We start from the raw sequence: 13331 nt of genomic DNA, 5'->3' as shown, positions 1-13331 counted from the left end.
TCCTTCCCTTAACAGATAATAAATTGACTAATGGACCTAGTCGAAGTCATTTTTTTCTACTTGATCATATTCAACTTCTACTGGAGTTGAACGACCAAATATTACAACAGATACCTGAAGCTTGCCGCGCTCGATATCAACTTCAGTAACGGTCCCTTCGAAGCTTTCGAATGGACCTTCCTTAATTTTGATGATCTCACCAACAGTGTATTCAATTTTCGGCTTAGCCACATCTTCGGTTTTCTCAAGCTGACGCTTGATATCTTGTATCTCTTCATCAGAAAGAGCTACTGGATTATCTCCACCTAGGAAGTTTATAATGCCGTATGTATCTTTGACAAAATGCCAGACATCTTCTTTCATAATCCCGTTTTCGTCAATTAGGTCAACATTGACAAATAGGTAACCGGGATAGAACTTTCTATTTTGGGTAATTTTCTTACCCTGGCGCACTGTAGTAACTTTCTCGGTTGGAAGTAAAACCTCTAAGACTGAATCTTGCATTGAATCTTGTTCAATACGACGTTCCAAGTCTTGACGAGCTTTATTTTCTTTTCCAGAGAGAGCTTGCAGTGTATACCATTGACCGAGCTTTTCCATTTTTTATATGATTCCTTTATTACCTAAGTTACCGATGAAAAAGACGGTTTAGATTGATTCAATAAGCGTCTGAAGAATCTGATCAGCAAACTGAACAAATATTGCGAGCAAAATACATGTAATAAGAACCAGGATGCTAGATTGAACTAACTCTGACTTACCAGGCCATGAACAGCGCTTGAGCTCTTCAACGACGTCGATTGTATACTTACTTACTTTTCTAATTGGATTAGACATTTTATTCCTCAGATTAACTTAAAAAAACTGGCAAGAGAGACAGGGTTCGAACCTGCGACCCTCGGTTTTGGAGACCGATGCTCTACCAGCTGAGCTACTCTCCTGCAGTTTTGATTTTTACTTGGTCTCTCTATACAGTGTGTGTCTGCGTACTTTGGGATTAAACTTCTTCTTCTCAAGACGACCAGGAGTATTGGTCTTGTTCTTAGTAGTTGAGTAAGTTCTCTCGCCAGTTTCAGTACACTGTAGAGTTACAATTTCGCGTGCCATTGTATACCGACCTATTCGATGATTTTTGTAACAGCACCTGCGCCAACAGTTCTACCACCTTCACGGATAGCGAAACGAAGCTGCTCTTCCATAGCGATAGGCTGGATGAGCTCAGCTGTAATTGTGAGGTCATCACCAGGCATAACCATGTCGCGACCTTCTTCGAGATTGATAACACCTGTTACGTCAGTTGTTCTGAAGTAGAACTGAGGACGGTAACCAGCGAAGAAAGGCTTATGACGGCCACCCTCGTCTTTAGAGAGGATATATACTTGACCTTCGAATTTTGTGTGAGGAGTCACTGAACCAGGCTTACAAAGGATCTGACCGCGCTGTACATCTTCTTTCTTGATACCACGAAGAAGTGCACCAACGTTTTCACCTGCACGACCTTCGTCGAGAAGCTTACGGAACATTTCGATACCAGTAATAGTAGTTTGAGTAGTGTCAGCAAGACCAACGATGTCAGCAGTGTCATTCACTTTGATGATACCACGCTCTACACGGCCAGTAACAACAGTACCACGACCTTCAATTGAGAACACGTCTTCAATTGGCATAAGGAAAGGCTTGTCAGCAGCGCGCTCTGGCTCTTGGATGTATTCATCAACAGCAGCCATTAGGTCCATGATGCATTTTGCGTCATCAGAAGTTGAGTCAGCAGACTCAAGTGCTTTAAGAGCAGAACCAGGAATTACTGGGAGATCATCACCAGGGAATTTGTACTCAGAAAGAAGTTCACGAACTTCCATTTCTACGAGCTCAAGCATCTCTTCGTCGTAATCAACTTGGTCAGCTTTGTTAACGAATACTACGATGTAAGGTACACCAACCTGACGTGCAAGAAGGATGTGCTCACGAGTCTGAGCCATAGGACCATCTGTTGCAGCGATTACTAGGATAGCGCCGTCCATTTGTGCGGCACCAGTGATCATGTTTTTAACATAGTCAGCGTGACCTGGACAGTCAACGTGTGCATAGTGACGGTTTGCAGTTTCGTACTCAACGTGAGAAGTGTTGATAGTGATACCACGAGCCTTCTCTTCTGGAGCGTTATCGATAGCTGCGTAATCCTTAGCTTCACCACCACCTGCGTGAGCAAGGACAGTGCAGATAGCAGCAGTTAAAGTTGTTTTACCATGGTCAACGTGACCAATTGTACCAATATTAAGGTGTGGCTTTGTTCTTTCGAATGTTTCTTTAGCCATTATAAGTTTTCCTTACCTAATGTTTTTTTCAAGTGGAGCCTTCGAGCGGATTTGAACCGCCGACCTCATCCTTACCAAGGATGCGCTCTACCAACTGAGCTACGAAGGCTTATTGAGCGAACCAATAATACTTGATTGCAAATTTTTTGCAAACGGTCCACTCAATTTATATATTAATTTATTTTACTTATCTGAATCAAGGCCTTCTAAAGCTGAATCAAAGATGTCACCAACGCCACCGAAGTTACCCTGTGTCTCAGTTTGCTGAACAGGAACTCTAACTGGCTTAGATCTTAGACTTAAGCCGATACGGCGCTCGTCCTGATCAATCTTAATAACCTTTGCTTCAACTTCTTGACCAACGCTGATTACATCTTTTACTTTCTCTACTTTGCTATCGCTAAGTTGAGTAATGTGAATCAAGCCATCAATCTGATTGTCAAGTTCAACAAAAGCACCGTATGCAGTAATTTTAGTTACGATACCTTTAGTAGTTGAATTGATCTGGAATACAGATTCAATATCATCCCAAGGATCAGAACCAAGTTGCTTGATACCAAGAGAGATGCGCTGTTCGTTAGGATCGATATCGAGAACTTTTGCCTCAACTTCGTCACCCTTCTTAAGAACTTCAGCTGGATTATTAACTTTCTTAGTCCAAGACATATCAGAGATATGAATCATACCATCGATATCGTCTTTAATTTCAACAAACGCACCGTAAGTAGTGAGGTTGCGAACTTTACCTTTAACAATTGAACCAATTGGGTAATCCTTTGCGATTACTTCCCAAGGGTTATCTTGTGTCTGACGGAGACCAAGTGAAATTTTTCTTGTATCTTCTTGGATGTCCAAGATGATAGCTTCTACTTCTTCACCAATCATTAGAACATCACTAGCGCGAGTAATACGCTTAGTCCAACTCATCTCACTAACGTGGATAAGACCTTCGATACCATCTTCTAACTCGATGAATGCGCCGTAAGGCATGATGTTAACAACTTTACCAGAGATCTTTTTACCGAGTGGGTAACGACCAGCGATATCTTTCCATGGATCTGAGCTCTTCTGCTTAAGACCTAAAGAAACACGCTTCTTCTCTTCGTCGATGTCAAGGATCATTACTTCAGTTGTGTCGCCAATAGCGAGCATCTCTGATGGGTGAGCAATACGACCCCAGCTCATATCAGTGATATGAAGAAGGCCATCCATTCCGTTTAAGTCAACGAAAGCACCGAAGTCTGTAATGTTTTTAACTGTACCAGGAAGAATATCACCAATTTTGATCACTTTAAGAAGTGCATCTTTTTGCTCTTCACGTGCTTCTTCAAGAAGTTCACGACGTGAAATAATGATGTTATTTTTATCTTGGTTAATCTTAAGTACTTTAAATTCGTACTCTTGATTGAGGAAATCATCTAAATTGCGAACTGGACCAATATCGATATGTGAACCTGGGAGGAAAGCCTCTACACCAACATCAACAATTAAACCACCTTTAACACGGTACTTAACTAGACCTTTAATAAGGTCACCTTCGTTAGTATTCTCGAGGAGGTTAGACCAAGCTTTCTCAAGCTCTGCACGGGCAACAGAAATTTCTGGCATGCTATTTTCATCTTCTAGAGCTTCGAGATACACCTCTAGCTCGTCACCTACTTTTAAAGCATCCCAGTCTTTAAACTCGTCTGAAGGAACAAAACCTTCTGCTTTATAGTTGATGTCAATTAATGCACCATTATCTCTCTTATCAACGACTACGCCTTTGATAAGTTTACCTTCTTGGTAATTTTTAGTGCTAGTCTCTACTGAGCCAAACAATTCTTCCATGCTTGGCATATTATCAATGTTTATGAATTCCATATACGATTCTCGAAGATCAAAACTTACTAACCTTCGTTGGGTTTAATAGTTAACAATATCTCTTAATACCGGAGTATCCGGCAAAAGGACGGGAAAAATACATAAGTTTACTTGTTGTTCAAGTGATTTTCTTAAAAAATCTTTATTTTCAAGGATTTATATTTTTCCTCAAACAGTATATTGAGCTACAATTAACAATCTTGGAGTGTCTATGAAACTTACCCCCTACCCCAAAAATTTCGAAGGAAGCTGGATTTGGGAATCTGACGCATCAAATAAGTGCGTCTTAAGCTACGAGTTTTATTTAAAGCAAATACCAATGTCGGCTGACTTCTGGTTTGCTGCAGGAGAATTTGCACATATCTACGTTAACGGCATGCACCTCACTTATGGCCCACACGCTGGCAACGGCGATTTATATAGTATTAACTACCTAGACATAACTTTCTTACTCCAATCAGGACGTAACAACATCACTGTACTTGCCAGTGCCCCAGACCTATCCCTCTACAGTCGCCCAAAAATGCCAAAGGGTTTCTGGGCCCAAATACTCATCGATGAGAATGAACACTTTGCCACCGGACCCGACTGGAAAGCAGGCCCCGCCGAACACATTATTGACGCCGCTCCACGCCGATCTTCAGGCGCCCTTCCCGTGCAATCATTCGACCTCCGCGCTCACAATCTACAAGAGTTCTTTTCTGGCAAATCCGACATTAACCATCAAGCTTTACTACTCCACAAAGCCGAAGCTAGTCAATTCAATCCATTTAGTCAAAATCTACGAGAAAGTTCCTCCACCCCATTTCCTAAAATCCGTGCACTCGGCCTCTACGATCAAGTCCTCCCCTCTATGCACGTTGACTTCACATCGATTTACACCAAACCAGGCGCCTACGTCGCTACTTCCTACTTCTATATTGAAGAAGAAGTCAAAACCGAGATCCTCACCTTTTCTGATAGTGCTTTCAAGATCTTCGTAAACGGCTTCCTTATCAATGAACAAGGAACACAAACCTTTATCAACGACGCGGACCCCAGCTGGCACCAAGAAATGTCCTCCATGGAACGTGGCGACCTACACCCCATGTGTGCCGCCACTCTTAAACAAGGCTGGAATTCACTACGCATCCTCTCTTATTGTGATCAACACAGTCAACGCCTAGCACTTAACTTCATTAGCCTCTCTTTAGGTGAAGCAATACCCCATATACAAAGGGACGAAAACTCTGAACGCGGTCATTTATTAGCCGGCCCTCTCAACATCCCTTTCACTAATCTAGCTGGCTCATTAAATTTCAACCTCTTAGATTTCACTCCTGCGCCACTTAACTCCTTTTCTGATATCTCAATATTTCTACAAGCCTGCACCTACAAGGCTGAATCTTTTATTGAAGACGGCTCAAAAACAATTACCCTTGCTCCAAACCAATACCTTTGCTACGATTTAGAACAAATTCGCTCAGGCTGCGTCAAGCTCTCTATCGACACGCCACAAGATAGCGATATCTTTTTAGTTTTTGCAGAGAGCTTCAACGACGGCATCCCACGCTCTCTACACCCACTCCACGGCCGTAGAGCAGTGCATGTGAAGCTAAAGGCTGGCAGAAATAACTGGGAAGATTTCTTTCCTGTCGGCCTACGCTATGTATTCATTTTATCAGCCGCCAATTTTGACATCAACATAAACGACGTCCAATTACTTGCTTTACAAAAAGCAGAATCCACAGGCACTAATTTCGAAGGCCCCGACACAAACATAAATGAAGTCTGGAAGCGCTCGTTAAGTACGCTAAATTCATGCTCAGAATATAGCTACATGGATTCACCAACCGGAAGACGAGCTCAATTCCTTCGTGACTCTGCACTACAATCCATTTATTCCATGACCGCAACCGGACAATACGAACAGGCCAAAACCTCACTTATAGAATTTTCACGAGGACAATACGAGACCGGAGAGCTACCCTCTGTTTACCCGAGCTCCTACTTATACACCGTCGGTGAATCCAGCATGTACTGGGTAATATGGCTACAACAATACCTACTCCACACAAACGACACCGAAACAGCCGAAATACTTCTACCTACTTTAAAGGAAATCGTTAACTACTACTGCTTTTTCGAAAACGAAGACAAACTACTTACAGGCAGCGTCGCCATCCTTTCTTCACAAATCCCTGACGACGCCCCAATGACACCCAACACCATATTCACTTCATTCAATTGCCTATACCTCAGGATGCTCTCTGCCACATCTTGGGTCTACTCATTCCTTGAACTTAAAGAAGACCAAGAGAAAACCCAAGAAAAAATGCTATTCATAAGCAAGAAACTTCGCTCACTTTGCTGGAATAAAGACAAGCATCTTTTCGCGGACTGGAGCTCCAATGGTCAACTTAGCAATACATACTCTGCAGAATGCAACTTCTTAGCAATGAACGCTGGCATCATCCCAAGCAGCTCGATTAATGACTTCTTAGTGCAAGCCACCATTCAAGAAGCTCCTTTCCTTAAACTCGAGTTTTTACACGACAAATCACCCTACCTCTTCGACATCGTCACCCAAGCAGCCACTAATATCAACCTAAGATCTTGGGCTTACGATCTCATCAAATACTACTGGGGCTCGATGGTAGACAAGGAATTGAGCACCTGGCCGGAATTCTATGATCCAGATCTAGATTTCTCAAAAGAAAACACCAGCCTCTGCCATGCCATTGGCTCTGGTCCAGCACAGTTTTTCATCAATGAAGTTGCCGGAATTCGCCCTGCCGCACCAGGATACGAACAAATTTACTTCAATCCGATCATCGATAAACAAGACTGGGCTCGCGCTCGTATAAAAACTATCCACGGACACATAAAAGTTGAGTGGCTCAAAAACCCTGAAGGCGGGATAGACGTTACTATTGAATCAGCATATCCTGTTGACATGATCCCACAACTCAAACAGGAAATTGCCGATAATTCATCTTTTCACCTCAGTGAGAATATAAGTATTATTGGCAGAAATTAGGATCTAGCATATTCTTATCCAATAAAGTAACAATAAGTACTTGCAAGGAATTGACTCTGCACTATATTCAGCACTCTTTTGTCAGAAGACAGTCCCGATTTAACTGTAACTAGACTAAATATAATTTTTTAAGGAATTTTAAGATGTACGCAATTATTGAGACAGGCGGTAAACAATACACCGTTCGTGAAGGTGATGTCATCCGCGTAGAACGCCTCAAAGCTGAAGGCGCTGCATATACTTTCGATAAAGTTCTCGCCATCGGCGGAGACGACGCTAAATTTGGAACACCATTAGTTGATGGCGCAAGCGTAAACGCTGAAGTTGTTGATGAAGCTAAAGGTAAAAAACTTATCGTCTTTAAGAAGAAACGTCGTAAAAGATATAAGAAGACTCAAGGTCACCGTCAGTGGTTTACAGAAGTGAAAATCACTGGTATCAACGCCTAAGGCATTGAACCTTGCTAAAAAAGCCGTGTTTACTTAGGTAAACTCGGCTTTTTTGTTTTTAAACTTAAGCTCTAAGCGGTAATTTTTACATATCATTATTTTTTACAATTACCTTAGGAGTAAAAACCATGCCTACGTCAAAACTAAACTCTGTACTCGTAACGGGTGTTCAGGAAGGCGCCTCTGACTGGCACATACGTGAGAACAGCCCCATTGCACTTCGAGTCCATGGCGGCCTTTACGAAATTTCTGACGGATTCGTACCCGACTATGAATTCCTTAGTTCTGCCATTGTTGAAATCGCTGGTCAGAAAGTCCTAGACCTCTATCTTGAAACAGGTGATGCCGATTTCGCTTTTGACGAAGATAATGCTGGACGCTTCCGTGCCAACATCCACCGCCAACGTGGCCTCCTCTCCATGACCTTTCGTCACGTAAAAAGTGATGTGCCCCCTCTTGAAGCCCTAGGCCTCCCCGAAATCATTTTAAAAATTGCCGAATACGAACGAGGTATCATACTCGTAACGGGTACGACTGGCTCAGGTAAATCGACAACAATGGCCTGTATGCTCGAACACATGAACACCAATATGAATCGTCACATCATAACTGTTGAAGACCCCATCGAATACAACTTCAAAGACAAAAACTGCATCTTTGAACAAAGGGAAGTTGGTATTGACACAGTCTCATTCGAAGCCGCTTTAAAATACGCTTTGCGCCAAGACCCAGACGTAATTGTTGTTGGTGAGATGCGAGACGTCACCTCAATTGAATCCGCTCTTCATGCCGCCGATACTGGCCACATGGTTATATCCACATTACACACAGCCAACGCTGGCCAATCAATCAACCGCTTACTTGACACCTTCCCTGCCACTGCACGTGAAGCCCTGCGTAAATCTCTCGCAGAAAATGTTGCCGCTATTGTCTGCCAACGCCTTGTCCCCCGCGCCTCAGGCCGAGGAATGATCCCTTGTAATGAAGTCATGATAAACACTGCCTTCATCAAAAAACTCATCCTCGACGATAAAGTAGACCAAATTTCTGGTGCCATCTCTAAAGGTAGTGAATATGGCATGTTTACATTTGACCAACGCCTTCTACAACTCGTCAACTCTGGCGATATCACCGAAGAAGCTGCCATGGGATTCGCAAACAACCCAGAAGCACTGCAAATGAACCTCAAAGGCATTTTCCTTTCTGCGGATTAAAAAGCCTGCTTAAGACATTTGAACAACTCTTTGACTGTCGCCAAGTATGATGAACAGATTCATTAAAGCCATGAATTGGGAACTCATATTTAGCGACAAGATCAAACGATTAGCCTACACTCATTATGTATAAGTGCTTTATCCATTATAAGTGATTGACCATTTCATATTTAGGAGCTAATTATCTGCCACAAATAACAAACTTCCTAGGTTCAAAATGATAAGCGAAATAGAATTTCTCCGAAATCAAAATCACCAAGCTCGCGAAAGAGCGATCATCAACTTTAAGTTGGTGATTTTTTCAATTGTTTTCATCACCTTTTTCATCCTTAATAAAGGGAAATATGTAGGCGCTGACTCCAACATGAATGAACGTTTTTTGTTGGGTCTATGGCTACTATATCCCGTCTATCTATTTGTATTCAAAAAAATTGCCATGAAAAAATACGCCCTTAACTGTGCCTCCTGCGACACGCCAATCTCCCTCATTGCATCTTATAAAAAATCGGAAGACTTAAATCAACTCAAGACAGAACAATGCGGTCATTGCAAAACAACATTAGATTTAGAGAACCTTAAGCCTAAAAACACTTAAGCTTTCGACACGCCTCTAATTCAAAAATTTTCAAAGCTAACAAGACCCCTTTAAAGTTAGCTCATAAGTTAATTTGATATTTCTAACAAGAAAAACCATAGCTAAATCTCTTCTCCCTCATTTTAGCACTGGACATATATTGATTATCTAAGATCTTAAAGAACCTATGCAGGAGTTAATAATTAGTCACAGGAGAGCCACTATGGAACAGAGCAATATATACGAAGCACCGCAAACCGAACTTGAAGTCGATATATCTGAAGAAGAGTTTCAGCTAGCCCCGCAAGGCAAGCGTTTTCTCACCCTGATTCTAGACACCGTTTTTTATCTTATCTATTCAGTTATGTTTGGAGCTATCCTTGGGGTAATACTCGCAATGACCGACTCCATGCAAGTACTCGAGACCATTTCTCAACCCATACCGAACTTCTTATTCGGCCTTTTCCTTGTCACTTCATATTATTTCCCACAAGAAATACTTTTAGGTAAAACTGTTGGCAAAATGATTTTAGGAACCAAAGTCGTAGATTTAGAAGGCAATAAACCAAAAGCAGGAACCATCCTGCTTAGAACCTTTTGCCGCTTCATCCCCTTTGAATCCTTCAGCTTTCTCTATGCCGACGGAACAAAAGGCTGGCATGACCGCCTATCAAAAACAAAGGTTGTTCTAACGCGCTAAACTAGAAGTTTTTTTCATAAAGCCCAATCATTAAGTGATTGGGCTTTTTACGTTCTGGAAATTCACAAATTGATGATCCTTACCCCTAGGGCAAAGACTCCCGTTTTTCTTTTGTTTACACAGAAAGCTTAAAGTATTTTAAAATTTCTCAAAATAAGAGTCAAGAATCAACTACTCTGTCGTATTAAAGGATATGATAGACCCCCAAAGAACGAGGCTTTAATGAAAATTTAAATATCTTTCTGTCATAAATAAATAAGGCACTACAATAATTATAGAGAGTTCACACATAAAGAAATAGAATTTTTTCTGTTATCAAGTGTCAGTTTTTCTCATTGGCCTGTGTATATATAAAAAACTCAAGGATAAAAGGAAGTATCAACTAAGACTGCTATATCACTAAAAAACATACTGATGCTCATAAAACTTCAAGCATTAGCCATATCACAAAAGCTAAAATTTCGTAATATAATGAATACTTTCGCTATTCACTAAGCGTAACACAAAAAGAATTATGACTCACGAACGACAATTTACTGCTAAGTAAACGCCAAATTATTAGTTTTAGCTGAAAGGTTTTGTAAGTCATCGCTAATAAGTAAAAACAACTTTAGGATTAAACATAAATGTCAGAAGATTTTGAAGATGATAATTACACTGGGGTTCTCTCCCAAGAGGAATTACTCAGGATACAAGAAGAATATAGAAAAACGAAACTTAAAGAAACTTTAATTGGTCCCGTTATTTCTACCTTCTGTCACATCTTACTTATTTTGTTAGCTTCTTTGTTCAAAGGCGAAACAAAAGCAAGTAATGCCAATGTTGAAGTCACACAAAAGATGGAAGAGATTGTTGAAGAACCACCACCTCCACCACCTCCACCGCCTCCGCCACCAGAGCCGGATATGGAAACCGAGACCGAAACCGTCAACCCAGAAGTCACCGAAACAATCGAAGTAGAAGATGTCTCGACCGAAATTGAAGAGATCAGTGACGAGCCACCTGCAGCAGACATTATGGATGACATGGAATTGATTTCTGACGTCAAACCCTCAACTTCACCACTCCAATCAGCTAAAATGTTTAGTGCTCGCTCACCAAATGCCAAAGCTACCGCCATACGCAAATATGGTGGCTCAGCTGTTGCTCAACAATCACTTGGCAAAGCCCTCGATTGGCTAGCGAAAAACCAAAACCCCGATGGAACCTGGGGAAATGGCCACCCCCACTCCATGACCAGCTTAGCGATCTTAACTTATCTCGCTCATGGTGAAACAGGTAAATCCAAGCGCTATGGTTCAGTTGTCTCAAAAGGCATAACGAACCTCGCAAAATGGGGAAATAGCACCAGCTCATTCCCTTTAGGAAACGCAAAGGAGCGAAATGTCTATGAACACGCTCTTGTTGCCTATGCATTATCAGAAGCTTATGCGATGACTGGTAATTTCAACTTAAAAACGCCTATGAATAACACCATTAGATTCATCTGCAATAACCAACATGAAAATGGCGCCTTCATGTATGGATATAAAACCAGAGGTGATTCAAACTTCTCTAATGCCTGCTGGAACTGGCAGTCAATGAAAGCAGCAAAAGTAGCTGGTTGCGATGTACCCGAACTCCCCGCAGCCATTGAAAAATCAGTAGCACACATGAAAAAATCGGCTACGTCAACAGGTTTCTACTATCGCTTAGAAAACAAAGGGAAACGAGACCCCTCGATGCGTGCCGTAGGCGTTCTCTGTATGCAGCTTTTAGGAGCTCAAGATGACCCTGCATGTCGCAGGCTTGGCGATCTCATTGTCAAAGAGGATATAAACCTCCTCAGATGGGAGGAACATGGCAAGCATAGTGCTCCTGCTGGATTCTACCTCTACTGGATGTATTACGCAACTCAAGCTGTTTTTCAACGCGGGGGCAGTGATTGGAATAAATGGAATAAAATTTTCCAAAAACAACTCATTGAAAATCAACATCCTGATGGTTATTGGTTGAGCCCTGCTACAAAAGGTATTGAAACCGACCGTAACGCCATGCGCGAGATTGATAACAAAGTTTATTCCACCACACTTTGCGCACTGCAGCTCACAGTCTATTACCGCTACCTCCCATCTTCGGTGATCAAAAAATCATCTGGGAATAAAAAGGCCGCTACGCCTAAGAAAGCTGCCGGAGAAGAGGATATAGATATTTTTTAATTTTTTCCTGTTAACTTTAGGCTTATGTCGGCAAAGGTTTTTCGATCAAATTAATATTCAATTATCGTGCCGTTAGCTAACCTCCCTAGCTGGGCTTATTGTATGTAAAAAATACTTTGCATGCAATAATTCCGTTTTACAACAAAAAACTCCCTTGATTCCCCTTATGTGTCATACATAAGTTATTGACAAAGAGCGATTGACATTTAGTGTTGGGTGCGACTTTAGAAATACAATTTAATTAAGGAACTAGACCATGCGTGTAACTGTTAATGGTTCCATGGGAAAAATGGGAGCGACTGTCGTTGATTTCGTTAAGGCGAAAGACGATCTAACTCTTGCTGGAAGTATCGATATGGGCGACTCGCTCGCCGACTCGCTCGCTTCTAACCCAGCTGATGTAGTGGTAGATTTCACTCGCCCCGAAGTCAGAATGGAAACTGTACGCACCATACTTTTTGGCGGAGCAGCTGCCGTAGTTGGAACCACTGGTTTCACCCCAGATGACTTAGAGCAAATTAAAGCTTGGATCAAAGAAACAGGAAAAGGATGCTTCATCGCTCCCAATTTTATTATTGGCAATGTACTCATGCAACAGTTTGCCCAAAAGGCAGCTGAGTACTATGACTATGCTGAAATTATTGAGTACCACCACGAAAACAAAGTGGACTTCCCTTCGGGGACTGCTGTAAAAACCGCGGAACTCATGTGCGAGAATAACAAAACATTCAACCCAAAAACTAATGACCAAGTAGCTAATGTAGAAGGTGCTCGTGGCGGCGATTTTGAAGGCATTAAACTTCACGCTGTTCGTATGCCTGGCTTTGTTGCGTCCCAAGAAGTTATCCTCGGTGCCCCAGGCCAGTATCTCACTATTCGTCACGATAGTATTGAACGCACTAGTTACATGCCTGGCGTCTACATGGCAGCCAAGCACATAAAAGACCGTGCAGAACTGGTCTATGGTCTAGAACACATACTTTAAATAAAAAACAGGAA

General features: G+C 41.8%; 12 protein-coding genes and 2 tRNA genes. 7 read left to right on the top strand and 7 right to left on the bottom strand.

What is annotated here, in order from left to right:
• Positions 1-36: 36 nt before the first annotated feature.
• The 7 genes from nusG to PQO01_RS12630 all read right to left on the bottom strand — a co-directional run bounded on the left by nusG (position 37) and on the right by PQO01_RS12630 (position 4178).
• Positions 37-600, bottom strand: coding sequence for a transcription termination/antitermination protein NusG (gene nusG, locus PQO01_RS12660; protein ID WP_274314397.1), 564 nt, complete (start codon positions 598-600; stop codon positions 37-39).
• A 48-nt stretch (positions 601-648) separates the two neighbouring features.
• The gene (gene secE, locus PQO01_RS12655; protein ID WP_274314396.1) at positions 649-837 is read right to left on the bottom strand and encodes a preprotein translocase subunit SecE; all 189 of its coding nucleotides are present in this window, start codon (positions 835-837) and stop codon (positions 649-651) included.
• Positions 838-865: 28 nt separating this feature from the next.
• A tRNA-Trp gene (locus tag PQO01_RS12650) sits at positions 866-941 on the bottom strand.
• A gap of 13 nt (positions 942-954) precedes the next feature.
• On the bottom strand, positions 955-1107 hold the full coding sequence (gene rpmG / locus PQO01_RS12645) for a 50S ribosomal protein L33 (RefSeq protein ID WP_274153595.1): 153 nt from the start codon (positions 1105-1107) through the stop codon (positions 955-957).
• A gap of 11 nt (positions 1108-1118) precedes the next feature.
• Positions 1119-2315 carry an elongation factor Tu gene (gene tuf / locus PQO01_RS12640; protein ID WP_274314395.1) on the bottom strand — a complete coding sequence of 399 codons (1197 nt, stop codon included), beginning with the start codon at positions 2313-2315 and terminating at the stop codon, positions 1119-1121.
• Positions 2316-2348: 33 nt separating this feature from the next.
• A tRNA-Thr gene (locus tag PQO01_RS12635) sits at positions 2349-2424 on the bottom strand.
• A gap of 74 nt (positions 2425-2498) precedes the next feature.
• Positions 2499-4178: a 30S ribosomal protein S1 gene (locus tag PQO01_RS12630; RefSeq protein WP_274314394.1), complete on the bottom strand. Its 1680-nt coding sequence runs from the start codon at positions 4176-4178 to the stop codon at positions 2499-2501.
• 211 nt (positions 4179-4389) lie between these two features.
• On the opposite strand from PQO01_RS12630, the gene PQO01_RS12625 reads away from it, so the two are divergent.
• The 7 genes from PQO01_RS12625 (at position 4390) to dapB (ending at position 13317) form a co-directional block, all read left to right on the top strand.
• Positions 4390-7197: an alpha-L-rhamnosidase C-terminal domain-containing protein gene (locus PQO01_RS12625; protein ID WP_274314392.1), complete on the top strand. Its 2808-nt coding sequence runs from the start codon at positions 4390-4392 to the stop codon at positions 7195-7197.
• A gap of 143 nt (positions 7198-7340) precedes the next feature.
• Complete coding sequence (rplU, locus tag PQO01_RS12620; RefSeq protein WP_274314391.1) at positions 7341-7646, top strand: 50S ribosomal protein L21; 306 nt, start codon at positions 7341-7343, stop codon at positions 7644-7646.
• 128 nt (positions 7647-7774) lie between these two features.
• The gene (locus PQO01_RS12615; RefSeq protein WP_274314390.1) at positions 7775-8860 is read left to right on the top strand and encodes a type IV pilus twitching motility protein PilT; all 1086 of its coding nucleotides are present in this window, start codon (positions 7775-7777) and stop codon (positions 8858-8860) included.
• A gap of 217 nt (positions 8861-9077) precedes the next feature.
• On the top strand, positions 9078-9455 hold the full coding sequence (locus tag PQO01_RS12610; RefSeq protein ID WP_274314389.1) for a hypothetical protein: 378 nt from the start codon (positions 9078-9080) through the stop codon (positions 9453-9455).
• A gap of 202 nt (positions 9456-9657) precedes the next feature.
• Positions 9658-10134, top strand: coding sequence for an RDD family protein (locus tag PQO01_RS12605; protein WP_274314388.1), 477 nt, complete (start codon positions 9658-9660; stop codon positions 10132-10134).
• A gap of 626 nt (positions 10135-10760) precedes the next feature.
• Complete coding sequence (locus tag PQO01_RS12600) at positions 10761-12332, top strand: prenyltransferase/squalene oxidase repeat-containing protein (protein WP_274314387.1); 1572 nt, start codon at positions 10761-10763, stop codon at positions 12330-12332.
• A 256-nt stretch (positions 12333-12588) separates the two neighbouring features.
• Positions 12589-13317: a 4-hydroxy-tetrahydrodipicolinate reductase gene (gene dapB / locus PQO01_RS12595; RefSeq protein ID WP_274314386.1), complete on the top strand. Its 729-nt coding sequence runs from the start codon at positions 12589-12591 to the stop codon at positions 13315-13317.
• The last annotated feature ends 14 nt before the right edge of the window (positions 13318-13331 follow it).

The organism is Lentisphaera marina (genome assembly GCF_028745505.1).
In the GTDB taxonomy this organism is placed as follows: Bacteria; Verrucomicrobiota; Lentisphaeria; order Lentisphaerales; family Lentisphaeraceae; genus Lentisphaera; species Lentisphaera marina.
The sequence above is the reverse complement of the archived record's forward strand: the minus strand, read 5'-3'. Positions and strand labels throughout refer to the sequence as shown.

Excerpts from the sequence above, each read along its gene's own strand:
- nusG (WP_274314397.1), bottom strand. The coding sequence starts at position 600 with ATGGAAAAGCTCGGTCAATGGTATACACTGCAAGCTCTCTCTGGAAAA.
- secE (WP_274314396.1), bottom strand. The coding sequence starts at position 837 with ATGTCTAATCCAATTAGAAAAGTAAGTAAGTATACAATCGACGTCGTT.
- rpmG (WP_274153595.1), bottom strand. The coding sequence starts at position 1,107 with ATGGCACGCGAAATTGTAACTCTACAGTGTACTGAAACTGGCGAGAGA.
- tuf (WP_274314395.1), bottom strand. The coding sequence starts at position 2,315 with ATGGCTAAAGAAACATTCGAAAGAACAAAGCCACACCTTAATATTGGT.
- PQO01_RS12630 (WP_274314394.1), bottom strand. The coding sequence starts at position 4,178 with ATGGAATTCATAAACATTGATAATATGCCAAGCATGGAAGAATTGTTT.
- PQO01_RS12625 (WP_274314392.1), top strand. The coding sequence starts at position 4,390 with ATGAAACTTACCCCCTACCCCAAAAATTTCGAAGGAAGCTGGATTTGG.
- rplU (WP_274314391.1), top strand. The coding sequence starts at position 7,341 with ATGTACGCAATTATTGAGACAGGCGGTAAACAATACACCGTTCGTGAA.
- PQO01_RS12615 (WP_274314390.1), top strand. The coding sequence starts at position 7,775 with ATGCCTACGTCAAAACTAAACTCTGTACTCGTAACGGGTGTTCAGGAA.
- PQO01_RS12610 (WP_274314389.1), top strand. The coding sequence starts at position 9,078 with ATGATAAGCGAAATAGAATTTCTCCGAAATCAAAATCACCAAGCTCGC.
- PQO01_RS12605 (WP_274314388.1), top strand. The coding sequence starts at position 9,658 with ATGGAACAGAGCAATATATACGAAGCACCGCAAACCGAACTTGAAGTC.
- PQO01_RS12600 (WP_274314387.1), top strand. The coding sequence starts at position 10,761 with ATGTCAGAAGATTTTGAAGATGATAATTACACTGGGGTTCTCTCCCAA.
- dapB (WP_274314386.1), top strand. The coding sequence starts at position 12,589 with ATGCGTGTAACTGTTAATGGTTCCATGGGAAAAATGGGAGCGACTGTC.